Genomic DNA, 23,431 nt, shown 5'->3' on the forward strand with positions numbered 1-23,431 from the left:
CGGTTCGCCTGGATCTAGCCTTGGCCCGTGGACCAACTCGACCGCAAGATCATCGCCGAGCTCCGGAACAACGGCAGGGCCACCTACGCCGAGCTCGGCAGAACCGTCGGCCTCTCCGCTTCATCCGTACACGAACGCGTCGGAAAACTCGAGGCCGCCGGGGTGATCACGGGGTATCACGCCGTGGTCGACCCGCGCAGGGTCGGCCTCGGGGTCACCGCGCTCGTCGGCATCCAGCCCACCGACACCGCCTCCGACGACGAGGTCGCCGTCGCGCTCGGCGAGCTGCCCGAGGTGGAGAGCTGCTACGCGGTCGCGGGCGACGAGGCGTTCGTGGTCAAGGTCAGGGTCGAGACGGTCGACGAGCTGGAACGCACCCTCGGCAGGCTCCGCCGCATCGACGGCGTCGCGCGCACCCACACCACGGTGGTGCTGTCGACCCGGTTCGAGGGCCGCCCCAACAACACCGGCCTCGACCAGGGGTAGCCTCGGAGAGCGTGAGCGAACGACCAGGTGAGCACCTCGCCCGCGACCTGACGCTGTACGTGCTGGCGCGCTTCGTGCTGGTGGGCGTGGTGGCCGCGATTCTCGTGCTGGTGGGAGTGCCGCTGCTCGTGGCACTCGCGGTGGGGCTGGTCGTCGGTCTTCCGCTCGGCCTGCTCCTGCTCCGCAAGCTCAACGCCCGCGTCACCGCGGGGCTGGCCGCGCGCAACGAGCACCGGGCCCGCGAGCGCGCCACACTGCGGGCGCAGCTGCGCGGGGACACGCCGGAGACGGAGTGAGCGAGAGCACCGCCGCGTGGGTCCGGGAGGCCATCCGGGTCCTCGAGGCCGACGCCAACCGCAGCGCCGACACGCATCTGCACGTCTTCCCTTTACCTTCCGAGTGGGGCATCGACCTCTACCTCAAGGACGAGTCCGTGCACCCCACGGGCTCGCTCAAGCACCGGCTCGCGCGCTCGCTGTTCCTCTACGGGCTCGTCAACGGCCGGATCGGGCCGGACACGGTGCTCATCGAGGCCTCCAGCGGCTCCACGGCCGTGTCCGAGGCCTACTTCGCCAGGATGCTCGGGCTCGAGTTCGTGACGGTGGTTCCGCGCAAGACGAGCCAGGAGAAGATCGACCTCATCGAGTTCTACGGCGGCCGGTGTCACTTCGTGGACGCCGCGCCCGCGATGTACTCCGAGGCCGAGCGGCTCGCCGCCGAATGCGGCGGGCACTACCTCGACCAGTTCACCTTCGCCGAGCGGGCCACCGACTGGCGCGGCAACAACAACATCGCCGAGTCGGTGTTCACGCAGCTGCGCTCGGAGCGGCACCCGGTGCCGTCGTGGATCGTGGTCGGCGCGGGCACGGGCGGCACGAGCGCGACGTTCGGCCGCTACGTCCGCTACCGCAGGCACCACACGAAGATCGCCGTGGTGGATCCGGAGAACTCGGCGTTCTTCGGCGCATGGGAGACCGGTGCGCTGGACTACGCCACCGGCATGCCGTCGCGGATCGAGGGCATCGGCAGGCCGCGCGTGGAGCCGTCGTTCGTGCCGGAGATCATCGACGAGATGTTCCAGGTGCCCGACGCGGGCTCGCTCGCGGCGATCAGGTTCCTGCGCGAGCGCACCGGGCACTGGGCGGGCGGTTCGACGGGCACGAACCTCTACGGCGCGTTCACCCTGATCTCTCGGATGCTCGCCGAGGGGAAACAGGGCAGCGTCGTGACGCTGCTGTGCGACGGCGGGGAGCGCTACGCCAAGACCTACTACGACGACGCGTGGGTGGCCGAGCAGGGCCACGACCTCGCCCCGCACCGGGCGGCGATGGAGCGGTTCCTGGAAACCGGGCGGTTCCCTAGCTGAACGCGAGCGCGCCGCCGGTCAGGACGGCCCAGGCGAGCATGGCCATGCCGGTGCCGCCGAGCACGGGGATCAGGGCCCTGCCCGAGCCGCCGCCCGCGATCGTGCGCACCGGCACCGCCAGCAGGGGCGCGGCGAGCAGGCCGAGGAACGCGAGCGGGTTCGTGACGCCGAGCGCCACGGTGACCGCGAACGGAACGCTCACGAGCACCAGGTACAGCCGTCGCGTCCCGGCGTCGCCGAGCTTGACGGCGAGCGTGCGCTTGCCCGCCTCGCGGTCGGTGGGGATGTCGCGGAGGTTGTTGGCCACGAGCACGCCGGTGGACAGTGAGCCGATCGCGACCGCGCAGCCGAGCGCCGCCCAGCTGACGGTGCCGGCCTGCACGTAGACCGTGCCGAGCACGGCGGCGAGGCCGAAGAAGACGAACACGGCGACCTCGCCGAGGCCGGCGTAGCCGTAGGGCCTGCGACCACCCGTGTAGAACCACGCGCCCGCGATGCACGCGGCACCCAGCAGGAGCAGCCACCACGTACCCGTCGCGGCGACGAGCACGAGCCCGAGCACCCCGGCGATGCCGAGCGAGGCGAGTGCGGCGGCGAGCACGACCTTCGGCCTGGCCACGCCGGAGCCGACCAGCCGCAGCGGGCCGACGCGCTCGGTGTCGGTGCCGCGCACGCCGTCGGAGTAGTCGTTGGCGAAGTTGACGCCGATGATCAGCGCGAGCGCCACGAGCAGGGCCAGCAGCGACTGCCACCACGAGAACGCGCCGAGCTGCACGGTCGCGCCGACGCCTGCGAGCACGGGGGCGACGGCGTTGGGCAACGTCCGCGGCCGCGCCCCCTCGATCCACTCCGCAACGGTTGCCATGCCGCCATTCTTCGCCATGCCGATCTCCACCCGGCCCCGACCGCAGTGAAGGTGGCCTTCACTGCGGCTGGAGTGGGCGAGGCGCGGCGGCTGGAACAGCTCAGCACATGGGGGCGGGCAGGGCTTCGCGGATGTGGGCGGCCGAGACGTACATGCCGGGCGCCAGGCGGTACCAGCGGTCCGAGTGGCCCTGGGAGCCCGCCTGCCACTGCCCCACGGCGACGCACTCGATGCGCACCTGCGCGGCCGGCGCGGCGAAGCCCACCTGTGGCGCCGAGAGCGACGGTCCCGTGCGCACGTTGAGCGCCCACGGCGCCTCGACGGTGCCCCGCGGCCCGTACCCGGTCCACTGGTAGGTCACGTTCACCCACGCGTTGTCGGTGAGGCGCAGGCCGTCCCAGAAGGTGCCGTCGGCGAGGTCTATGCCCGCCGGGTTCTTCACCTTGCGCCCGAACTGGTCGCGCCCGCCGTTGTAGCCGCTCTGGTACGCGGCCTGCGCCTGCGGCACGCCGTGCGGCAGGTCGCGCCACGACTCGCGGTCGGGGTTCCAGTGGTCGTCCTTGGTGTTCCACGGCCCGACGTCCCACACGGGCGCCCATTCGCAGCGCGTGTTGCCGATGGTGCAGACCTTCACCGTGTAGTCGCCGCCGTCGCGGGTGGCGAGGCCGCGTCGCGAGGGCAGCGCGACAAAGTGGTCCCGCTCGGTGATCACGTGCCCGTTCGCGGTGGTGCCGCCGACCAGACCCTCGCGCGTGGCGAAGATCCGGAACGTCGTGCCGTGGGCCGTGTCGCCGGGCTCCGCCGCGGCGTCGTGCCAGGCGGTGAGCGTCACCGGCTTCGGCGCGCCGGAGGCGGTCGTCACCACGCGGGCCTGCACCGACGTCGTGCGCTCGGGGAGGACGGCCGGTGTGCTCTCGCCGATCTCGATCCACTCCGACCACGTGCCGTCGGCGCGCAGCCCGCGCACGTCCACGGCGGCACCGGGGCCGGGCGCGGTGGCGGTGACGGCGTTGACGCCGACGTCGAGGTGCTCGACGGGGTGGTCGGTGACGCCGAGCCCCAGCGGGTCGGTCGTCGCGCGGGCCACGGGGCCGGGTGCGGGGTCGAGGGTCCAGCTGACCGTTTCGTCCGCATCGGCCGAGGCCCCCGGAAGCGTGAGCGCCAGTCCGATGATCGCCGACAACGCGGCTGACCTGCATCTTCGCTGCTTCATGCCCGCAGGAAAAGCCGCAGCCGCGGGCATGTCAACGAACCACGATGTGCCGTCGTAGAACGCCAGCCTGCCGGGTTACCCCCGCAGGGTGGAGCGCACGGCGGCGCGGTCGACCTTGCCCGGTCCGATCAGGGGCAGCTCGGCCACGAACGCGAGCCGTTTCGGGACGCCCGGCGCGCCCAGCGCCTCGCGCACGAGCGCCTTCAGCTCCTCGGCGGACGGCTCCGGCCCTTCGGGCACCACCGCCGCCGCCACGATCTGCCCCCACTCCGGGTCCGGCAGCGCCACCACGCACGCCGCCCGCACGCCCGCGTGCGTCGCGAGCACCCGCTCCACGCTGCCTGCGGGCACCTTCACGCCACCGGTGTTGATCACGTCGTCGGCGCGGCCCAGCACCTCGAGCCGCCCGTCGTCGTGGAGCCTGCCCACGTCGCTCGTGCGGAACCAGCCGCCGGAGAACGCCTCGGCGGTCAGCTCCGGCCGCAGCCGGTAGCCGTGCGCGAGCACGTCGCCCGCGATCTCCACGCGGTCACCGTCGCCCAGCCGCACGCGCACCCCGTCGAGCGGCACGCCCTCGTAGACGCAGCCGCTCGCCGTCTCGCTCATCCCGTACGCCGACACCACGCGCACGCCCGCGTGCGCGGCCCGCTCGCGCAGCCGGTCGTCGAGACGCGCCCCGCCGAGCACGATCGCGGCGAATCCGTCCGCGCCCGAGCCGCCCGCGTCGAGCAGCCGGGCCAGCTGGGTGGGCACGAGCGCCGTGTAATGCGGGCCGGGCGAGGCGAACAGTGCGGCCGCGGCCTCGGCGAACGCGGCCGGGTCGAAACCGCCGGACGTGTCGAGCACCACCGGTTCCGAGCCCGCGACGTGCGCGCGCACGAGAACCTGCAGGCCACCGACGTAGTTGGCGGGCGTGGCGAGCAGCCAGCGCCCCGGTCCGCCCAGCCGGGCGTGCGTCGCGTGCGCCGAGGCCAGCAGCGCCTTCGCCGACAGGAGCACGCCCTTGGGCCCGCCCGTGGAACCCGAGGTCGGGATGATCACCGCCGTGCCCGGTTCGACAGGCGTCTCCGGCTCCATCGCCGCGACCAGGTCGCGGGCGGCAGGGTTGCGCGGGTCGAGCGGCAGGACGGCGGGCCCCCCGTCGAGAGCGGCGAGCACCGCGGCCCGCAGCTCACCGACCGAGGCGGGATCCCCGCCGGTCCAGACGACGCGCATCAGTAGTAGTACGGGTAGTCCGACCAGTCGGGCTCGCGCTTCTGGAGGAACGAGTCGCGACCCTCGACGGCCTCGTCCTGCATGTACGCCAGGCGCGTGGTCTCACCCGCGAACAGCTGCTGGCCGACGAGCCCGTCGTCGATGAGGTTGAACGAGTACTTGAGCATGCGCTGGGCGGTCGGCGACTTGCCGAGCACCTCGAACCCCCACTGCATCGCGGTCTTCTCCAGCTCCGCGTGCGGGATCGCGGCGTTGACGGCGCCCATCTGGTGCGCCTCCTCGGCGGTGTAGGCCCGGCCGAGGAAGAAGATCTCGCGCGCGAACTTCTGGCCGACCTGGCGGGCGAGGTAGGCCGAGCCGTACCCGCCGTCGAACGAGCCCACGTCGGCGTCGGTCTGCTTGAACCGCGCGTGCTCCGCGGAGGCGAGCGTGAGGTCGCACACGACGTGCAGCGAGTGCCCGCCGCCCGCGGCCCAGCCGGGCACCACCGCGATCACGACCTTCGGCATGAACCGGATCAGCCGCTGCACCTCGAGAATGTGCAGCCTGCCCGCCCGCGCGGGGTCCACCGTGTCCGAAGTCTCGCCGCTCGCGTACTGATACCCGGACCGACCGCGAATACGCTGGTCACCGCCGGAACAAAAGGCCCAGCCCCCGTCCTTGGGTGACGGGCCGTTCCCGGTGAGCAGGACGCAGCCGACGTCCGGGCTCATCCGGGCGTGGTCGAGCGCGCGGTACAGCTCGTCGACGGTGTGCGGCCGGAAGGCGTTGCGGACCTCGGGACGGTCGAACGCGATCCGGACGATGCGCTTGCCAGATCGGCTCTCCGTGGAACGGTGGTAGGTGATGTCGGTGAAGTCGAAACCCTCCAGCTGCGTCCACGCGGCGGGGTCGAACAGTTCCGATACCTGGGCGTCATGCACGCTTGGGAGAATATGCCGTTCATCCGTCAGCCTTGAGGGGGCTCGCTCGTGAACCCTTCCACCGCGCAGGCGAGGGTCATCGTCGACGAGCTCGTTCGCAACACCGTGTCCCACGTGGTGCTGAGCCCGGGGTCGCGCAACGCGCCGCTGTCGCTGGCGCTGTACGAGGCGGCCGCCGAGGGCAAGCTCACCCTGCACGTCCGCATCGACGAGCGGGGCGGGGCGTTCCTCGCGCTCGGCATCGCGGCGCGTACCGGACGGCCCGTGGCCGTGGTGTGCACGTCGGGCACGGCCGCCGCGAACTTCCACCCCGCCGTGCTGGAGGCCGACCGCGCGGGCGTGCCGCTGATCGTGCTCACCGCCGACCGCCCGCCTGAGCTGCGCGCGGCCGGGGCGAACCAGGTGATCGACCAGCACAACCTCTACGGCGACGCCGTGCGCTACTTCGACGAGCTCGCGGTCGCCGAGCGCGGGGCGGGCCAGAACGCGTACTGGCGCAGCCAGGTGTGCCGGGCGTGGAACGCCGCGTACGGCGAGTGGCGGTGCGGCCCGGTCCACCTCAACGTGCCGTTTCGCGAGCCGCTGGTGCCCGACGGCGACGACGAGTGGTACGAGTCGCTCGACGGCCGCCCGCAGGGCGCCCGCTGGACAGAGCTGCCCGACTTCGGTGCGCTGCCGTCGTTCGTGGTCCCCTCGGCAAGGCACGGGCTGGTGATCGCGTGCGACGCCGGGGTGCGCGCGGCGAGCGAGTGGGCCGAGCAGCACGGCTGGCCCGTGGTGTCGGAGACCGGCGGGCTCGGCCTCGGCGGCGCGACCGCGATCTCGGGCGGGGCGTGGGTGCTCGGCGTCGAGGAGTTCATCGCCGCGCACAAGCCGGAGCAGGTGCTGTGCATCGGGAGGCCCACGGTGTTCCGGCAGGTCCAGCGTGTGCTCTCGGACCCGTCGATCGAGGTGCTGCTGGTGCGGCCCGACTCGGACTGGCCCGCGCCGTCGCACAACGTGCGCCAGGTGGGGCAGTGGTTCGACGAGCCCACCAAGCCGTCGGACCCGGAGTGGCTCGCGCGCTGGCAGCGGGCGGACGCCGCGGCCACCGAGACCGTGCGGGACCTGCTCGCCGCCGAGCCGTGGCCGAGCGGGTTGCGCGTGGCCGAGGAACTGGTGCGCGGGCTGCCGCAAGACTCGCTGCTGGTGGTCGGCTCGTCCAACCCGGCGCGGGACGTCGCGCTGGCCGGCGGGCAGCGGCCCGACGTGCTGGTGCACCGCAACCGCGGCGTCGCGGGCATCGACGGCACGGTGTCCACGGCGATCGGCGCGGCCACGGTGCACCGAGGGCCGTCGTACGCGCTGCTCGGCGACCTGACGTTCCTGCACGACATCAACGGCCTGCTCACCGGTCCCGCCGAGCAACGCCCCGACCTCACGATCGTGGTGCTCAACGACGACGGCGGCGGCATCTTCTCGCTGCTGGAGCAGGGCGCCCCCGAGCACAGCGACGCCTTCGAGCGGGTGTTCGGCACCCCGCACGGCGCCGACCTGGCCGCGCTGTGCGCCGGGTACCACGTGCCGCACACGCTCGCCGAGACGCTCACGGAGTTTCGCGCCGCACTGCGCCCGCAGCCCGGCCTGCGCGTGGTGGAGGTGCGAGTGGACCGTTCGCGGCACCGGGACCTGCACGCTCGGCTCCGCGCCGCCGTGGCCGAGTCGGTCACCAGCTCCTGACGGATGCAGTGAAGGCCACCTTCCCTGCGTTGATCGAACACAGCGGCGCGGAGCGCCTCCGTTTGGGTGGTGGCGGGAGACAGGCGCAGGCATGGTGGCCTTCACGGTCGGGCAACAGGGACAAGAGCCGCCTTTCGGCTGTGTTCCCCAGGTGAAAACGGCGCTAGTTTGCCCGCCATGCGCCTTCCCACACGCGCCGCTACCGGCGCAGTCGCGACGGGTCTCGCGACGGTTCTCCTGGCGACCACGGCCAGTGCGGCTCCCGCACCCGGTGACCCCGGGCTCGGCGACCCGTACTACCCGGGCGCGGGCAACGGCGGTTACGACGTCGCCCACTACGACATCCGGCTCACCTACCAGCCGGACACCGACCGGCTGGCGGGCACCACCACGATCCTCGCCACCACCACGCAGGAACTCTCCAGCTTCAACCTCGACTTCGGGCTCAAGGTCGACTCGGTGCGGGTGAACAACCAGCCCGCCCAGTTCGCCAAGGACCCCGACGACTTCACCGAGCTGGTGGTCACGCCGCGAAAGCCCCTGGCGAAGAACCAGTTCGTGACCGTGGTCGTCACCTACGCCGACGTGCCCTCGAAGATCACCATCGACGGCTACCAGGCGTGGAAGAAGACGCCGACCGGCGCGCTCGGCGTCGACCAGCCGACCATCGCCGAGTGGTGGTACCCGTCGAACGACCACCCGACCGACAAGGCGACCTTCGACATCTCCGTCGAGGTGCCCGACGACGTCTCGGCCCTGTCCAACGGCACGCTCGTGCGCAAGACCAAGCAGCGCAAGGACTGGACGCGCTGGAACTGGCGCAGCACCGAGCCGATGGCGACCTACCTCGCGTTCATCGCGGTCGGCGACTACGAGGTGCTGCAGTCGGAGACGCCGAGCGGCCAGCCGTTCGTCACCGCCTACGACCCGCTGCTCGGGCCGAGCCTGCCCGCCGCGAAGGCGAGCATCGAGCGCTCGCCCGAGGTCGTCGAGTTCCTGGAGGGCTACTTCGGCCCGTACCCGTTCGAGGCGCAGGGCGGCATCGCCACCACGGGCCTCGGCTTCGCGCTGGAGAACCAGACGCGCTCGGTGTACGACGCGGCGTTCTTCCGCTCCGGCACCAACATGTCCGTGGTGGTGCACGAGAACGCCCACCAGTGGTTCGGCGACTCCGTCGCGCTCGGCGCGTGGAGTGACATCTGGCTCAACGAGGGCTTCGCCACCTACGCGGAGTTCCTGTGGTCGGAGTACGCGGGCGAGGGCACGGCCGACGAGCTGGCCCAGTACATCTACGAGCTCTACCCGGCCGACGACGAGTTCTGGCAGGTCCTGCCCGGTGACCCCGGTCCGGAGAACCAGTTCCACGCCGCCGTCTACGACCGGGGCGCGCTCGCCGCCCACGCGCTGCGCAAGGCCGTCGGCGACGAGGCGTTCTTCGCGATCCTACGGACGTGGCTCGAGAAGAAGGAGGACGGCCACGGCACGATCCCGGAGTTCGTGAAGCTCGCCGAGCGGATCTCCGGCCAGCAGCTGGACGAGGTGTTCGACACGTGGCTCTTCACCGAGGGCAAGCCCGCCGAGAGCCCCAACGGCACGCCCGCGACGGCACGCGCCGCGGCCGCGGCCCAGCCAGAGTCGTACCCCGAGATCCGGTTCACGCACGAGCAACTGGCCGCGGGCGAGTGATCGAGGCGGTTATGCTCGCCGCGTGCTAGGAATCCCGAACGAACGAGCGTTGCGCATCGGGGCGTGGGTGGTTCTCGGAGTGGCCGCCGTGATCACGCTCCTGTGCGCGACGCTCGTCTTCGGGGCCCTGCGCAACGACCGCGCGATCGCGGCCAACCACGGCGTCGCCACGGCACAGGTGGATCAGGTGCTGTTCGACCGCACGATCATCCGCTTCGACACGCCAGACGGTGTCACGCACAGCCCGTCGAACGGCGTGCTCTACCCGGACGGGCTCAACGCGGGCCAGCTCGTGCGCATCGAGTACGACACCACCAACCCGGACCTGGCGAAGGTCGCCGGGCGCACGTGGCTGCTGACGCTGCTGCCGGTGGGCACCACGGCGCTGTTCACGTGGCTGGTCGCGGGCCCGCTGCTGTGGTGGATCCGCTCGCGTCGCCGCAAGCTGTCCGAGGAACCCGTCCCCGCCTAGCCAAACCGCAGTGTGTCCCAACTGCACCCACTGCAGTGAAGGCCACCTTCACTGCGGTCGGGGTGGGGCCTGAGGGGCCAAGGGGCTGGCGGGCTCAGCGGGCCGGGGCTGGCACCACGCCCGACCACCAGCTCATCACCTCGTCGGCAACGCCCGGTGCGGCGACCAGCAGGCCGTCGGTGGGCAGCACGGTGCCCTCGCCGCGCCGGTCGAGCACCACGGCGCCCGCCTCGATCGCCAGCGCCACCGCGCCCGCGACGTCCCACTCGTGGTAGCTGTGCAGCACGGCCGCCGTCGCGTGGCCCAGCGCGACCTGCGCGATCGACAGCGCCGCCGAGCCGAGCACCCGCACGCCCGCGTGTGCCGCGGCCGCGCGCTCGATGAACTCGCCCATGCCCGGCCACGGACCCGTCCGCGCCAGCTCGGTGCACACGATCGCGCCCGCCGTCCTCGCCCGCTCCGTGAGCTGCACCGGCTTGCCGTTGGCCCGCGCACCCCGGCCCCTGGCCGCCGCGTAGATCTGCGCGCGGTACGGGTCGGCCACCACACCGACCACCGGCCCGGAGGCGTCCACCAGCGCGAGGCTGTAGGCGCACCACGGCACCCCGGCGACGTAGTTGGCGGTGCCGTCGACGGGATCCACCACCCAGCGGTACTCGGCGGCGTCGGCGCCCACGTCCGGCCCGTACTCCTCACCGACGACGGGGATGCCGGGGAACTCCGAGGTCAGCACCCGCCGCGTGTGCCGTTCGAGGGTGCGGTCGGTGTCGGTGACCCAGTCGAACGGCGAGTCCTTGGTGCCGGGGTGAGCGCCCCGTCCGGCCGTCGCGGTGATCACGTCGGTGGCGTCGTTGGCCAGGCGGCCCGCGACCTCCAGGGCCTTGGAGAGCAGGCCCGGTTCGACCGGCCGCGCCCGGCGAGAGGACAAGAGGGTCATGCCTCTCTAGCGTGGCGGCACCGAGTGTCCGGCACGCGACGCGCAGATGAAGGGTCGCTCGCCATTCGCCAACGACTACGCTTTGTAACGCCGTGGCCGAAGAGTTTCGGCACCGTTGGCTCGTCCGTTACGTGTCCGTGGTCCGGTTGCCCGTGACCGCTGCGAGAGTGCGGTACGTGCGAGTCGCCATCGTCACCGAGAGCTTCCTGCCCCAGGTGAACGGCGTGACCAACTCCGTGCTCCGGGTCGTGGAGCACCTGCGTGAACACGGCCACGAGGTGCTCGTGATCGCGCCGGGTGCGGGTCCTGAGGAGTACCGGGGTGCCCCCGTGGTGCGGGTGCCCGCCGTGGACCTGCCCGTCGTCAATTCACTGCCGGTCGGTGTGCCGACCAGGACCGTGCTGACCGCACTCGCGAGCTTCGTGCCGGACGTCGTGCACCTGGCGTCACCCTTCGTGGTCGGGGCGCGGGGGCTCGCCGCCGCGCGGCGGCTCGGGGTGCCGGTGGTCGCCGTCTACCAGACGGACATCGCCGGGTTCGCCACCGCGTACGGGCTCGGCCTCGGTGCCCGCGCCGCGTGGCGCTGGGTGCGCCGGCTGCACAGCAAGGCCGACCGGACACTCGCGCCGTCCACCCATTCCGTGCGTGAGCTGCGGTTGCACGGTGTGCCGCGCGTGTACCGCTGGGGCAGGGGCGTTGACGTCGAGCGGTTCTCCCCTGCGCACGCGGACCCGGTCCTGCGCGCCGAACTGGCCCCGAACGGCGAGCTGCTGGTCGGTTTCGTGGGCAGGCTGGCGCCGGAGAAGGAGGTCGACCGGCTGGCCGCGCTCGCCGGGCTGGAGGGCGTGCGCGTGGTCGTGGTCGGCGACGGCCCCGAGCTCGACGGCCTGCGCGCGAGCCTGCCCGGCGCGGCGTTCCTCGGCGCCCGCTACGGCGAGGAGCTGGCGACGGCGTACGCGAGCCTCGACGTGTTCGTGCACACGGGCCCACACGAGACGTTCTGCCAGGCCGTGCAGGAGGGCATGGCGTCGGGCCTGCCCGTCCTCGCGCCCGCGGCGGGTGGACCCCGTGACCTCGTCGACCACGGTTCGACGGGGTTCCTGCTGTCGCCGGAGCGCGAACGCTTCGCCACCGAGCTGCGGGCGCGCGTCGGTGAACTGCGCGACGACGGGCTGCGCGCCCGGCTCGGCGCACAGGCGCGGCGCAGCGTGCTCGGGCGCACCTGGCCCGCCGTATGCGACCAGCTGGTTGCCCACTACGAAGCCGTACGGGGCCACGTCTTACGGGCGGCGTGATGCACATCGTGCAGCTCGCGAACTTCTACGGCCCCCGCTCCGGCGGGTTGCGGACCGCGCTGCACCACCTCGGCGCCGGCTACGTCGCGAGCGGGCACCGCGTGACGCTGGTCGTGCCAGGTGCCCGCTACGCCGACGAGCTGCTGCCCGACGGCGTGCGCCGCGTGACGCTGCCCGCGCCGCGCATCCCCGGCACCGGCGGGTACCGCGCGGTCGACCCGTACCGCGTGCGGACCCTGCTGCGCGCGCTGGAGCCCGACCGACTCGAGGTGTCCGACCGGCTCACGCTGCGCGGCATGGGCCGGTGGGCGCGCGAACGGGGCGTGCCCAGCGTCGTGATCTCCCACGAGCGGCTCGACCGGCTGCTGGAGCAGTTCCTGCTACCGGGACCCGTCGCCCGCCGCGTCGCCGACACGGCCAACCGGCGCATGGCGGCCGGCTACGACAAGGTGGTGTGCACCACGGCGTTCGCCCGCGCCGAGTTCGACCGCATCGGCGCGCCGAACGTTCAGCGGGTGCCGCTCGGCGTCGACCTGCGGGCGTTCACGCCGACCCTGCGCGACGACGGGTGGCGGCACACGCTCTCCGACGGCGCCGACGCGCTGATCGTGCACTGTGGACGGCTCTCGCCCGAGAAACACGTCGAGCGCAGCGTCGACACGGTAGCCGAGCTGACCGAGTCGGGCGCCAAGGTGCGGCTCGTCGTCGCCGGTGACGGGCCGAGGCGCAGGGCGCTGGAGCGCAGGGCCCGTGGGCTGCCGGTGACGTTCCTCGGGTTCCTCGCCGACCGCACCGAGGTCGCCAGGCTGCTCGCGAGCGCGGACGTGTCGCTGGCCCCCGGCCCGCACGAGACGTTCGGGCTCGCGGCGCTGGAGGCGCTCGCGTCGGGCACGCCCGTGGTGGTGTCGGCCTCGTCGGCGCTGCGGGAGATCGTGCGGCCCGGCTGCGGGGCCGCCGTCGCCGACCACGCGCCCGCCTTCGCCACGGCGGTGACGGGGCTGCTGGACTCGCCGGAGCCCGACCGCAGGGCGGCGGCGCGGGCGAGGGCGGAGGAATTCGCGTGGCCGGTCTCGGTGCGGGGGATGCTGTCGGTTCTCGCCTAGACTCGCGGGCATGTCACGAGCGAGCCTGGACAAGGATCCTCGCGAGGTCGCCGCCATGTTCGACGGAGTCGCGGCGGGCTACGACCGCGCGAACTCCGTCATGACGTTCGGCTTCGACCGGCGCTGGCGCATCACCACGGCCAAGGTGCTGGAGGCGCGGCGCGGGGAGGCGGTGCTCGATCTCGCGGCCGGTACCGGCGTCTCGACCAAGGAGTACTCGCGGGGCGGCGCCTACTGCGTCGCCGCGGACTTCTCGCTGGAGATGCTGCGCAACGGCAGGCAGCGTGGCGTGCCGATGGTCGCGGCGGACGCCCTCCGGCTGCCGTTCGCCGACGAGAGCTTCGACGCGGCGACGATCTCCTTCGGCATTCGCAACTTCGTGGACACCAAGGCCGCGCTGACCGAGATCGCCCGCGTGGTCAAGCCGGGCGGGCGGCTGGTGATCTGCGAGGTGTCGACGCCCACGTTCCCGCCGATCCGGTTCGTGTACCGCAAGGTGATCCTGCGCGCGATGACCTGGCTCGGCAGGCGCGCATCGTCCAATCCGGACGCCTACGGCTACCTGGCCGAGTCGATGCTCACGTGGCCCGACCAGCGCGCACTCGGCGAGATCATCGCCTCGGCGGGCTGGACGAAGGTGGAGTGGCTCAACCTCACCTTCGGCGTGGTGGCCATCCACCGCGCCCGCAAACCCGCCGCGGAGGCGTCCGTAAACTCGGACGCATGAACAACGACGCCGAGGTCATCGTCGTCGGTGCGGGTCCGGCCGGCTCCACGGTGGCCACGTACCTCGCCCGCGCCGGTGTGGACGTGCTGCTGCTGGAGAAGACCGCGTTCCCGCGCGAGAAGGTGTGCGGCGACGGCCTCACGCCGCGCGGCGTGAAGCAGCTCATCGACCTCGGTATCGACACGAGCCGCGAGGCGGGCTGGGTGCACAGCAGGGGCCTGCGCATCCTCACCGGCGACCTGACGCTGGAGCTGGACTGGCCGGACTTGACGAGCTACCCGCCCTACGGCGTCTCGCGGACCCGGCACGACTTCGACGACATCCTCGCGAAGACCGCGGTCAAGGCCGGTGCCCGGCTCTACGAGCGCACCACGGTCACGGGCGCGATCACCGACGCCGCGGGCCGCGTGGTCGGCGTGGAAGCCAAGGTGGGTCCCGAGAAGACGCCGGTCAGCTACCGCGCGCCGCTGGTGCTCGCGTGTGACGGCGTGTCCGCGCGGCTCGCGCTCTCGGTGGGCATCGACAAGGACGAGAAGCGGCCGATGGGCGTGGCCGTGCGCCGCTACTACAAGAGCCCGCGCCACGACGACGCCTACATCGAGGGTCACCTCGAGCTGTGGGACCGCAGCGATCCGCGCAGACCGAAGCTGCTGCCCGGGTACGGCTGGGCGTTCCCGCTCGGCGACGGCACCGTGAACGTCGGGCTCGGCATGCTCTCGACGTCGGCGTCGTTCCGCAACACCGACTACCGCGCGCTCATGCGCTCGTGGCTCGATTCGACGCCGGAGGAATGGGGCTACCGCGAGGAGAACGCGGTCGGCAAGATCGGTGGCGCGGGCCTGCCGATGGGCTTCAACCGCACGCCCCACTACCGCGACGGCCTGCTGCTGCTCGGCGACGCGGGCGGGATGGTGAGCCCGTTCAACGGCGAGGGCATCTCCGCGGCGATGGAGTCGGCGCAGCTGGCCGCCGAGCACGTGGTGCAGGCGCTGGCGCGGCCGGAGGGGCCCTCGCGCGAGCGCGCGCTGAGCGGCTACCCGAGGGCGCTCGCGGACCTGATGGGCGGCTACTACCGGCTCGGCAACCTCTTCGCCAAGGCCATCGGCAACCCGAAGGTGATGCGCGCGGCGACGAAATACGGCCTGCGCGTGAACCCGTTGATCCCGCTGATCTACAAGGGCCTCTCCGGCTGTTACGACGCGAAGGGCGGCGACGGCGTCGACCGCCTCATCTCGCTGCTCGCGCGCGTCACGCCCAGTGCCTGAGCGGCACGTGGGATAGCTCACAGTACGGCTGTACTTTGTGCTGCGCGCACGGCTCTGTTCGTCGCTTTTGCGCTGGTGACGGGGGTTCACGCGACGCTGTGTGTGCACTCTGTCGCGCGACAAGTTAGGTAACCCTTATACCACGGGGACTAGCGACAAGGCTGTGAGTCGCGTCCTACACTGCCCCCATGCTTTGTGAACGGCTTCACAACTTCGACGAGAAGCTTGTGAACTATTTCACAAGCATCCCTGTGCTCTCGGGCGGTGACAGGGGTGGTTGACCACGCGGGGTAAGGGTGGCCTAACCCTCAGAGGTGTGACCCAGGTCCCTTAGGGTGCCGCCCAGAAGTCGCACAGAACACACGTCCGTAACGCAGCGGCGCGGAAAGGATGGTGCCGCAGTGAACTCATCGGTTGCCTCGGCAGGGGCGGTGCTGGCACAGGGCGGCGCGGAGGCCGGCATCGGTGTCTACCTGCCGCTGGTGCTGATCCTCGCACTGGCGATCGCCTTCGCCGTGTTCTCCGTGCTGCTGGGCCCGCTGGTCGGGCCGAGCCGGTACAACAAGGCCAAGCTCTCGGCCTACGAGTGCGGCATCGAACCGTCGCCGCAGCCACTCGTCGGCGCGGGCCGCATGCCCGTCGCCTACTACGTGACGGCGATGCTGTTCATCCTCTTCGACATCGAGATGGTGTTCCTGTTCCCCTACGCGGTCTCGGCCGACGCGCTCGGTCTGTGGGGCGTCGCGGCGGCCACCCTCTTCATCGCAACCTTCTTCATCGCCGACGCCTACGTATGGCGCCGCGGCGGGCTGGATTGGAACTGACGCAATGGGTCTCGAAGAGAAGCTCCCCAACGGAATCCTGCTGGCCAAGCTCGAAGGCGTGGTGAACTGGGCCCGCAAGAACTCGCTGTGGCCCGCGACGTTCGGGCTCGCCTGCTGCGCCATCGAGATGATGACCACCGGCGGGTCCCGCTACGACATCGCACGGTTCGGCATGGAGCGCTTCAGCGCCACCCCGCGCCAGGCCGACCTGATGATCGTCGCGGGCAGGGTGACCCAGAAGATGGCCCCGGTCCTGCGCCAGATCTACGACCAGATGGCCGAGCCGCGCTGGGTGCTGGCGATGGGCGTGTGCGCCTCTTCCGGCGGCATGTTCAACAACTACGCCGTGGTGCAGGGCGTCGACCACATCGTTCCGGTGGACATGTACCTGCCGGGCTGCCCGCCCCGGCCGGAGATGCTCCTCGACGCGATCCTGAAGCTGCACGCCAAGATCCAGGACGAGCCGATGGGCCCGCGCCGCGCCGCGGCCCGCGCCGCCAGCGGTGAGACCACCGCGATCGTGCCCTCGTCGATCAAGTTCGCGAAGAAGTGATCCCAGTGCCTGAAGAGAAGCCAGAGACCGGCGCCGAGCAGTCGAGCGCCGAGCGGCCGGAGAGCGGGCTCGAACCGCGTGGCGCCGAACCGGCGCGGCCGGTGGAGCCGGTGGTCGCGGGCCGGGAGCGCCGGGGGATGTTCGGTGTCTCCGGCACCGGCGACACCTCGGGCTACGGCGGCCTGCGGCTGCCCGCCTACTCGCCGCCGCCCGCCGAGCGGCCCTACGGCGGCTGGTTCGACGCCTTCGCCGACGAGTTCTACGCGGCGCTGGCCGACAACGGCATTCCCGCCGAGTCGATCCTGCAGGTGACCGTCGACCGCGGTGAGATCACCTTCTACGTCGCCCGCGAGCACCTCGTCGCCATCTGCCGCACACTGCGCGACGACGCGGGCCTGCGGTTCGAGCTGTGCAGCTCCGTGTCCGGTGTGGACTACGGCGTCGACGTGCCGCAGCGCCTGCACTCGGTGTACCACCTGACGTCGATGACCTACCGGCGCCGGATTCGCCTCGAGGTGACGCTCGACGTCGAGGATCCACACGTGCCATCCATTGTGGACGTCTATCCGACAGCCGACTGGCACGAGCGGGAGACCTACGACATGTTCGGGATCGTCTACGACGGTCACCCCGCGCTCACGCGCATCCTCATGCCGGACGACTGGGACGGGCACCCGCAGCGCAAGGACTACCCGCTCGGCGGGATCCCGGTGGAGTACAAGGGCGCGGAGATCCCGCCGCCCGACACGCGGAGGTCGTACTCATGACAACCAGCGATCGCCTCGCAGACGCCACGACCGGCACCGACACCACGCCCGAGGGCGCCGACAGCGTCGGCTACGCCGAGCACCGCGAGACCACCGAGGGCCGCGTCTACACGGTCAGCGGTGGCGACTGGGACGACGTCCTCTCCGACGCCACGCACGACGAGCGCATGGTCATCAACATGGGCCCGCAGCACCCGTCGACGCACGGCGTGCTGCGGCTCGTGCTGGAGATGGAGGGCGAGACCGTCACCCAGCTCCGCTCGGTGATCGGCTACCTGCACACCGGGATCGAGAAGAACTGCGAGTACCGCACGTGGACCCAGGGCGTCACGTTCGTGACGCGCATGGACTACCTCGCGCCCCTTTCGAACGAGATGGGCTACTGCCTCGCCGTCGAGAAGCTGCTCGGCATCGAGGCGCCTCGGCGCGCGCAGCTGCTGCGCGTGCTGCTGCTGGAGCTCAACCGCATCGGCTCGCACCTCGTCTACATCGCCACCGGCGGCATGGAGCTCGGCGCCACCACGGCGATGACGCTCGGCTTCCGCGAGCGCGAGGAGGTGCTGCACCTGCTGGAGCACCTCACCGGCCTGCGGATGAACCACGCGTTCATCCGGCCCGGCGGGCTCGCGCAGGACATGCCGGAGGACTTCCACGAGGCCGTCACCGAGTTCTGCAAGGTCATGGACGAGCGGCTTCCGCTCTACGACAAGCTCTTCACCGGCCAGCCGATCTGGCGCAACCGGCTCAAGGGCGTCGGCTACCTGCCCGTCGACGCGTGCCTCGCGCTCGGTGTCACCGGGCCGGTGCTGCGCTCCGCGGGCCTGCCGTGGGACCTGCGCAAGGTGGAGCCGTACTCCTCCTACGACGAGTTCGAGTTCGACGTCCCCACCTCCACCGACGCCGACTGCTGGGCCCGCTACCTGATCCGGGTCGAGGAGATGCACCAGTCGCTGCGGATCATCCGCCAGGTGCTGAAGAAGCTCGAACCGGGCCCGGTGATGGTGGAGGACAAGAAGATCGCGTGGCCCGCGCAGCTGTCGATCTCCAGCGACGGCATGGGCAACTCGCTCGAGCACGTCCGCAAGATCATGGGTCAGTCGATGGAGTCGCTGATCCACCACTTCAAGCTCGTGACCGAGGGCTTCCACGTGCCGCCCGGCCAGGTGTACGTGCCGGTGGAGTCGCCACGCGGCGAGCTCGGCTACCACCTCGTGTCCGACGGCGGCACCCGGCCGTTGCGCGTGCATGTGCGCGAGCCGAGTTTCGTGAACCTGCAGTCGATGCCGGCGATGTCGGAGGGCGGCCTCGTCGCCGACGTGATCGCCGCGATCGCCTCGATCGACCCGGTGATGGGGGGAGTGGACCGATGACCACGCCGTCGGAGACGCCGAGGCCGGGCCCTCGGCCCGCCAAGGAGACCTTCGCCGCCGCCGGCGAGGACGTCGACGTCGTCGCGATCTCGCCCGTCCAGGAGGAGGGCATGCTGCGCGACGACGCGCTCGCCGACCCCTTCGGCCCCGGCATCGAGGCCAAGGCGAAGGAGCTGGCCGCCCGCTACCCGCAGTCGCGCTCGGCGCTGCTGCCGATGCTGCACCTCGTGCAGTCGGTGCAGGGCTACGTGAGCCAGGAGGGCATCGCCTTCTGCGCCCACCAGCTGGACCTCTCCGAGGCCGAGGTCAGCGCGGTGGCCACGTTCTACACCATGTACAAGCGCAAGCCCTGCGGCGAGCACCTGGTGAGCGTGTGCACCAACACGCTGTGCGCCGCCCTGGGCGGCGACGCGATCTACAAGCGGCTCCAGGAACACCTCGGCGAGGACGGGAAACCGCTGGGGCACGAGGAGACCGCGGGCACGCCGGGCGAGCCGGGCTCGATCACCATCGAGCACGCCGAATGCCTCGCCGCGTGCGACCTCGGCCCCGTGCTGCAGGTCAACTACGAGTACTACGACAACCAGACGCCCGAGCAGGCGGTGGAGCTCGTGGACGCGTTGCGGCGCGGGGAGAAGCCCGCCCCTTCGCGCGGTGCCCCGCTGTCCGACTTCAAGTCGGTGGAGCTGCAGCTCGCCGGGTTCTTCCCCGAGGACGACGAGGCGTTCCGCATCGACGTCGACGGTCCTTCGCAGGCCGTCGAGACGCTGCGGGGCGCGCAGCTGGCCGCGGAGCGCGGCTGGACGGCGCCTGCGATGGCGGATGACGTACCCCTGCCGGAGGTGGAGGCGAAATGAGCGCGGATCCCATTACCCCGGTACTCACCAAGCGGTGGCTGTCCCCGCAGTCGTGGCGGCTGTCGACCTACGAGAAGCTCGAGGGCTACACGGCGCTGCGCAAGGCGTTGAAGGGCACGCCGGAGCAGCTCGTGCAGCTCGTCAAGGACTCGGGCCTGCGCGGTCGAGGCGGCGCGGGCTTCCCCGCGGGCGTCAAGTGGTCGTTCATGCCGCCGAACGAGGACAAGCCGCACTACCTCGTGATCAACGCCGACGAGGGCGAACCGGGAACCTGCAAGGACATCCCGCTGATGATGGCCGACCCGCACTCGCTCATCGAGGGCTGCGTCATCGCCTCGTACGCGATGCGCTCGCACCACTGCTTCATCTACGTGCGCGGTGAGGCACTGCATCCGATCCGCAGGCTCAACGCGGCCGTGCGCGAGGCCAAGCAGGCGGGCTACCTCGGCACCGACATCCTCGGCTCCGGGTTCGACCTGGAGATCACCGTCCACGCGGGAGCGGGCGCCTACATCTGCGGCGAGGAGACGGCGCTGCTCGACTCGCTCGAGGGCCGGCGCGGCCAGCCGAGGCTCAAGCCGCCGTTCCCCGCCGCGGCGGGCCTGTACGCCGCGCCGACGACGGTGAACAACGTCGAGACCATCGCGAGCGTGCCCTACATCGTCAACGGCGGGGCCGACTGGTTCCGCCAGATGGGCCGGGAGAAGTCGCCGGGGCCGAAGATCTTCTCGATCTCGGGCCACGTCGAGCGCCCGGGCCAGTACGAGGCCCCGCTGGGCACGACACTGCGGGAGCTGCTGGAGCTGTGCGGGGGCATGAAGGACGGCATCCCGCTGAAGTTCTGGACGCCGGGCGGCTCGTCGACACCGCTGTTCACGGCCGAGCACCTGGATGTGCCGCTCGACTTCGAGGGCGCAGCCGAGGCGGGCTCGATGCTCGGGACCACCGCGGTGCAGGTGTTCAACGAGACCGTCTCCGTGCCGTGGGCCGTGATGAAGTGGACGCAGTTCTACGAGCACGAGTCGTGCGGCAAGTGCACCCCGTGCCGCGAGGGCACGTACTGGCTGGCCCAGATCCTGGAGCGCATGGTCGAGGGACACGGCACGGAGGAGGACATCGACACCCTCCTCGACGTCTGCGACAACATCCTCGGCCGCTCGTTCTGCGCGCTCGGTGACGGCGCGGTCAGCCCGATCACCAGCGGCATCAAGTACTTCCGGGACGAGTTCCTGGCGCTCTGCGAGAGCAACAAGCGTGAACTGGTGGGAGCGCAAGCATGACGATGGCGCCAGAAGAACCCAAGGTCGAGGTACCGGAGGGCTACGTCAAGCTGACCGTCGACGGTGAAGAGGTGATCGCACCCAAGGGCGAGCTGCTCATCCGCACCGCCGAGCGGCTCGGCACCGTCATCCCGCGGTTCTGTGACCACCCGCTGCTCGACCCGGCCGGCGCGTGCCGCCAGTGCCTCGTCGAGGTGGAGATGGGCGGAAGGCCGATGCCGAAGCCGCAGGCTTCGTGCACGATGACGGTCGCCGACGGCATGGTGGTCAAGACGCAGCGCACGTCGCCGGTCGCCGACAAGGCGCAGCAGGGCGTGATGGAGCTGCTGCTGATCAACCACCCGCTCGACTGCCCCATCTGCGACAAGGGCGGCGAGTGCCCGCTGCAGAACCAGGCGATGGCGCACGGACGGCCGGAGTCGCGGTTCCGGGACAAGAAGCGCACGTTCCCCAAGCCGCTGCCGATCTCGACGCAGGTGCTGCTCGACCGTGAGCGGTGCGTGCTGTGCCAGCGCTGCACGCGGTTCTCCGCCCAGATCGCGGGCGACCCGTTCATCGAGCTGCTCGAACGCGGGGCGCACCAGCAGATCGGCACCGCGGAGACGGCCGATGTGCTGGACATGGCCTCGCGCACCACCAGCGGCAAGCCGTTCCAGAGCTACTTCTCCGGCAACACCATCCAGATCTGCCCGGTCGGTGCGCTCACGAGCGCGCAGTACCGGTTCCGGTCACGGCCGTTCGACCTGGTGTCCTCGCCGAGCGTGTGCGAGCACTGCTCGTCGGGCTGCGCGGAACGCACCGACTTCCGGCGCGGCAAGGTGATGCGCAAGCTCGCCGGTGAGGACCCCGAGGTCAACGAGGAGTGGATCTGCGACAAGGGCCGCTTCGCGTTCCGGTACTCCACGGCCGCCGACCGCATCCGCACGCCGCTCGTGCGCAACGCCGAGACCGGTGAGCTGGAGCAGGCGTCCTGGACGCAGGCGCTGCGCGTCGCCGCCGAGGGGCTGGCCAAGGCCCGCGACGGCAAGGGCGTCGGCGTGCTGCCCGGCGGTCGCTCGACGGTCGAGGACGCCTACGCCTACAGCAAGTTCGCCCGCGTCGCGTTGCGCACCAACGACATCGACGCGCGCGCGAGGGCGCATTCGCCGGAGGAGCTGGACTTCCTGGCCTCGCGCGTCGTGGGCACGAGCCCCGAGAACGGCGTCACGTTCCACGCGCTGGAGCACGCGCCGCTCGTGCTGTGCGTGGCGTTCGAACCGGAGGAGGAGGCCCCGGCCGTCTACCTGCGGCTGCGCAAGGGCGCCCGCAAACGCGGCACCAAGGTGGTCCACATCGGACAGTGGACGACGCCCGCGGTGACGAGGACGTTCGGCGAGCTGCTCGCGTGTCTGCCCGGCGGTGAGGCGAGCGCGGTGGAGGGCATCGCCCAGCACGCGCCCGACCTCGACGAGGGGCTGCGCGCCGAGGGCGCCGTGGTGCTCGTCGGTGAGCGGGCCGCCGAGGTGCCCGGCCTGTTCTCCGCGCTGCACCGGCTTTCCGAGCGGACCGGCGCCCGGCTCGCGTGGATCCCGCGCAGGGCCGGCGAGCGCGGCGCGGTGGAGGTCGGCGCGCTGCCGACGCTGCTGCCCGCCGGCCGGTCGGTCACCGACGCGGCGGCGCGCGCGGAGGTGGAGCAGGCGTGGGGCCTCGCGGAGGGGTCGCTGCCCGCCGAGCCGGGCCGCGACACCACGGGCATCCTCAACGCGCTGGTCACACGCGACCTCGACGGCCTGCTCGTCGGTGGCGTCGACCCCGACGACCTGCCGGACCCGGCGCTGGCGCGCAAGGCGCTCGCGGCGGCGGGCTTCGTGGTGAGCCTGGAGCTGCGGCCGAGCGCGGTGACCGAACACGCCGACGTGGTGCTTCCCATCGCTCCGGTCGACGAGAAGGCGGGCAGCTTCCTGAACTGGGAGGGCCGCCGCCGCGAGTTCTCGGTGACGCTGGAGGGCACGGGCGCGCTGCCCGACTGCCGCGTCCTCGACACGCTGGCCGTCGAAATGGACGCCGACCTCTTCACCCAAACCCCCGCCGCCGCGGCAGGCGACCTCGCCCGGCTGTCCCCCAAGGCCACCTTAGGTGCGTTGAGCGCAACAAAGGTGGCCTTGGGGGCCGCTCCGGACGTCCCGAACGGAGCGGTGGCGACGGCGGGTGAGGGGCAGGCGGTGCTGGCGACCTGGCGGCAGCTGATCGACGACGGCTCCCTGCAGGTCGACGAGCCGCACCTGGCCGGAACCGCGCGCCCCGTGGTCGCCAGGATGTCGGCCGCCACGGCCGAGGGGTTGAACGGCCACGTGACCGTCTCCACCGAGCGCGGCTCGATCACCCTGCCCGTCGAGGTCGCCGACCTGCCCGACGGCGTGGTCTGGCTGCCCGGCAACTCACCGGGCTCGAAGGTCCGCGCCACGCTGGGCGCCGGACACGGTGCCGTGGTCTCCATCGCGGCCGGAGGTGCACAGTGACCCCCCTGCT

22 protein-coding genes are annotated in these 23,431 nt (G+C 71.6%); 17 read left to right on the forward strand and 5 right to left on the reverse strand.

Annotated features, from left to right (window positions below; all coding sequences use genetic code 11):
- Positions 1-27 precede the first annotated feature (27 nt).
- The 3 genes from BA062_RS04130 to cds1 are packed head-to-tail and all read left to right on the forward strand — an operon-like array spanning position 28 to position 1,852.
- Positions 28-486: an Lrp/AsnC family transcriptional regulator gene (locus BA062_RS04130; RefSeq protein WP_110334668.1), complete on the forward strand. Its 459-nt coding sequence runs from the start codon at positions 28-30 to the stop codon at positions 484-486.
- An 11-nt stretch (positions 487-497) separates the two neighbouring features.
- Complete coding sequence (locus BA062_RS04135) at positions 498-782, forward strand: DUF4229 domain-containing protein (RefSeq protein ID WP_110334669.1); 285 nt, start codon at positions 498-500, stop codon at positions 780-782.
- On the forward strand, positions 779-1,852 hold the full coding sequence (cds1, locus tag BA062_RS04140) for an L-cysteine desulfhydrase Cds1 (RefSeq protein ID WP_110334670.1): 1,074 nt from the start codon (positions 779-781) through the stop codon (positions 1,850-1,852). Before BA062_RS04135 ends, cds1 begins: the two co-directional genes overlap by 4 nt.
- On the opposite strand, the gene BA062_RS04145 is transcribed toward cds1, so the two are convergent.
- From BA062_RS04145 to BA062_RS04160, 4 genes are all read right to left on the reverse strand, one after another.
- Positions 1,845-2,717 (reverse strand): 1,4-dihydroxy-2-naphthoate polyprenyltransferase, encoded by an 873-nt coding sequence (locus BA062_RS04145; protein WP_110335020.1) that lies wholly within the window; start codon positions 2,715-2,717, stop codon positions 1,845-1,847. The genes cds1 and BA062_RS04145 overlap by 8 nt on opposite strands.
- 100 nt (positions 2,718-2,817) lie before the next feature.
- Positions 2,818-3,930: a hypothetical protein gene (locus BA062_RS04150; RefSeq protein WP_110334671.1), complete on the reverse strand. Its 1,113-nt coding sequence runs from the start codon at positions 3,928-3,930 to the stop codon at positions 2,818-2,820.
- 75 nt (positions 3,931-4,005) lie between these two features.
- A complete protein-coding gene (gene menE / locus BA062_RS04155) occupies positions 4,006-5,145 on the reverse strand; it encodes an o-succinylbenzoate--CoA ligase (protein ID WP_110334672.1) in 1,140 nt (379 codons plus the stop codon).
- Positions 5,145-6,068 carry a 1,4-dihydroxy-2-naphthoyl-CoA synthase gene (locus BA062_RS04160; RefSeq protein ID WP_110334673.1) on the reverse strand — a complete coding sequence of 308 codons (924 nt, stop codon included), beginning with the start codon at positions 6,066-6,068 and terminating at the stop codon, positions 5,145-5,147. Before BA062_RS04160 ends, menE begins: the two co-directional genes overlap by 1 nt.
- 48 nt (positions 6,069-6,116) lie before the next feature.
- Here BA062_RS04160 and menD point away from each other — a divergent pair, with 48 nt between their 5' ends.
- From menD to BA062_RS04175, 3 genes are all read left to right on the forward strand, one after another.
- A complete protein-coding gene (gene menD, locus BA062_RS04165; RefSeq protein WP_110334674.1) occupies positions 6,117-7,787 on the forward strand; it encodes a 2-succinyl-5-enolpyruvyl-6-hydroxy-3-cyclohexene-1-carboxylic-acid synthase in 1,671 nt (556 codons plus the stop codon).
- A gap of 177 nt (positions 7,788-7,964) precedes the next feature.
- Complete coding sequence (locus tag BA062_RS04170; RefSeq protein ID WP_110334675.1) at positions 7,965-9,473, forward strand: M1 family metallopeptidase; 1,509 nt, start codon at positions 7,965-7,967, stop codon at positions 9,471-9,473.
- Positions 9,474-9,495: 22 nt separating this feature from the next.
- A complete protein-coding gene (locus BA062_RS04175; protein WP_245959667.1) occupies positions 9,496-9,945 on the forward strand; it encodes a DUF3592 domain-containing protein in 450 nt (149 codons plus the stop codon).
- A 94-nt stretch (positions 9,946-10,039) separates the two neighbouring features.
- Here BA062_RS04175 and BA062_RS04180 read toward each other — a convergent pair whose 3' ends face one another.
- A complete protein-coding gene (locus BA062_RS04180) occupies positions 10,040-10,882 on the reverse strand; it encodes an inositol monophosphatase family protein (RefSeq protein ID WP_110334676.1) in 843 nt (280 codons plus the stop codon).
- A 176-nt stretch (positions 10,883-11,058) separates the two neighbouring features.
- On the opposite strand from BA062_RS04180, the gene BA062_RS04185 reads away from it, so the two are divergent.
- The 11 genes from BA062_RS04185 (at position 11,059) to BA062_RS04235 (ending at position 23,421) form a co-directional block, all read left to right on the forward strand.
- Positions 11,059-12,177, forward strand: coding sequence for a glycosyltransferase family 4 protein (locus BA062_RS04185; RefSeq protein ID WP_210406755.1), 1,119 nt, complete (start codon positions 11,059-11,061; stop codon positions 12,175-12,177).
- Complete coding sequence (locus tag BA062_RS04190; protein WP_110334677.1) at positions 12,177-13,280, forward strand: glycosyltransferase; 1,104 nt, start codon at positions 12,177-12,179, stop codon at positions 13,278-13,280. Before BA062_RS04185 ends, BA062_RS04190 begins: the two co-directional genes overlap by 1 nt.
- A gap of 10 nt (positions 13,281-13,290) precedes the next feature.
- On the forward strand, positions 13,291-14,007 hold the full coding sequence (locus tag BA062_RS04195) for a demethylmenaquinone methyltransferase (protein ID WP_110334678.1): 717 nt from the start codon (positions 13,291-13,293) through the stop codon (positions 14,005-14,007).
- The gene (locus tag BA062_RS04200; RefSeq protein WP_110334679.1) at positions 14,004-15,272 is read left to right on the forward strand and encodes a geranylgeranyl reductase family protein; all 1,269 of its coding nucleotides are present in this window, start codon (positions 14,004-14,006) and stop codon (positions 15,270-15,272) included. Before BA062_RS04195 ends, BA062_RS04200 begins: the two co-directional genes overlap by 4 nt.
- Positions 15,273-15,703: 431 nt before the next feature.
- Positions 15,704-16,096 carry an NADH-quinone oxidoreductase subunit A gene (locus tag BA062_RS04205; RefSeq protein WP_391354980.1) on the forward strand — a complete coding sequence of 131 codons (393 nt, stop codon included), beginning with the start codon at positions 15,704-15,706 and terminating at the stop codon, positions 16,094-16,096.
- A 4-nt stretch (positions 16,097-16,100) separates the two neighbouring features.
- Positions 16,101-16,649 (forward strand): NuoB/complex I 20 kDa subunit family protein, encoded by a 549-nt coding sequence (locus BA062_RS04210; RefSeq protein ID WP_110334681.1) that lies wholly within the window; start codon positions 16,101-16,103, stop codon positions 16,647-16,649.
- On the forward strand, positions 16,649-17,416 hold the full coding sequence (locus BA062_RS04215; protein WP_110335023.1) for an NADH-quinone oxidoreductase subunit C: 768 nt from the start codon (positions 16,649-16,651) through the stop codon (positions 17,414-17,416). The genes BA062_RS04210 and BA062_RS04215 overlap by 1 nt, the downstream gene beginning before the upstream one ends.
- Positions 17,413-18,786 (forward strand): NADH-quinone oxidoreductase subunit D, encoded by a 1,374-nt coding sequence (locus BA062_RS04220; protein ID WP_110334682.1) that lies wholly within the window; start codon positions 17,413-17,415, stop codon positions 18,784-18,786. The genes BA062_RS04215 and BA062_RS04220 overlap by 4 nt, the downstream gene beginning before the upstream one ends.
- Entirely contained in the window at positions 18,783-19,643 is an 861-nt protein-coding gene (nuoE, locus tag BA062_RS04225; RefSeq protein ID WP_110334683.1) for an NADH-quinone oxidoreductase subunit NuoE, read from the forward strand. Before BA062_RS04220 ends, nuoE begins: the two co-directional genes overlap by 4 nt.
- Positions 19,640-20,923 carry an NADH-quinone oxidoreductase subunit NuoF gene (gene nuoF / locus BA062_RS04230; RefSeq protein WP_110334684.1) on the forward strand — a complete coding sequence of 428 codons (1,284 nt, stop codon included), beginning with the start codon at positions 19,640-19,642 and terminating at the stop codon, positions 20,921-20,923. The genes nuoE and nuoF overlap by 4 nt, the downstream gene beginning before the upstream one ends.
- Entirely contained in the window at positions 20,920-23,421 is a 2,502-nt protein-coding gene (locus BA062_RS04235) for an NADH-quinone oxidoreductase subunit G (RefSeq protein WP_110334685.1), read from the forward strand. The genes nuoF and BA062_RS04235 overlap by 4 nt, the downstream gene beginning before the upstream one ends.
- Positions 23,422-23,431: the final 10 nt, after the last annotated feature.

It is taken from the genome of Prauserella flavalba, assembly GCF_003202235.1.
GTDB lineage: Bacteria > Actinomycetota > Actinomycetes > Mycobacteriales > Pseudonocardiaceae > Prauserella_A > Prauserella_A flavalba.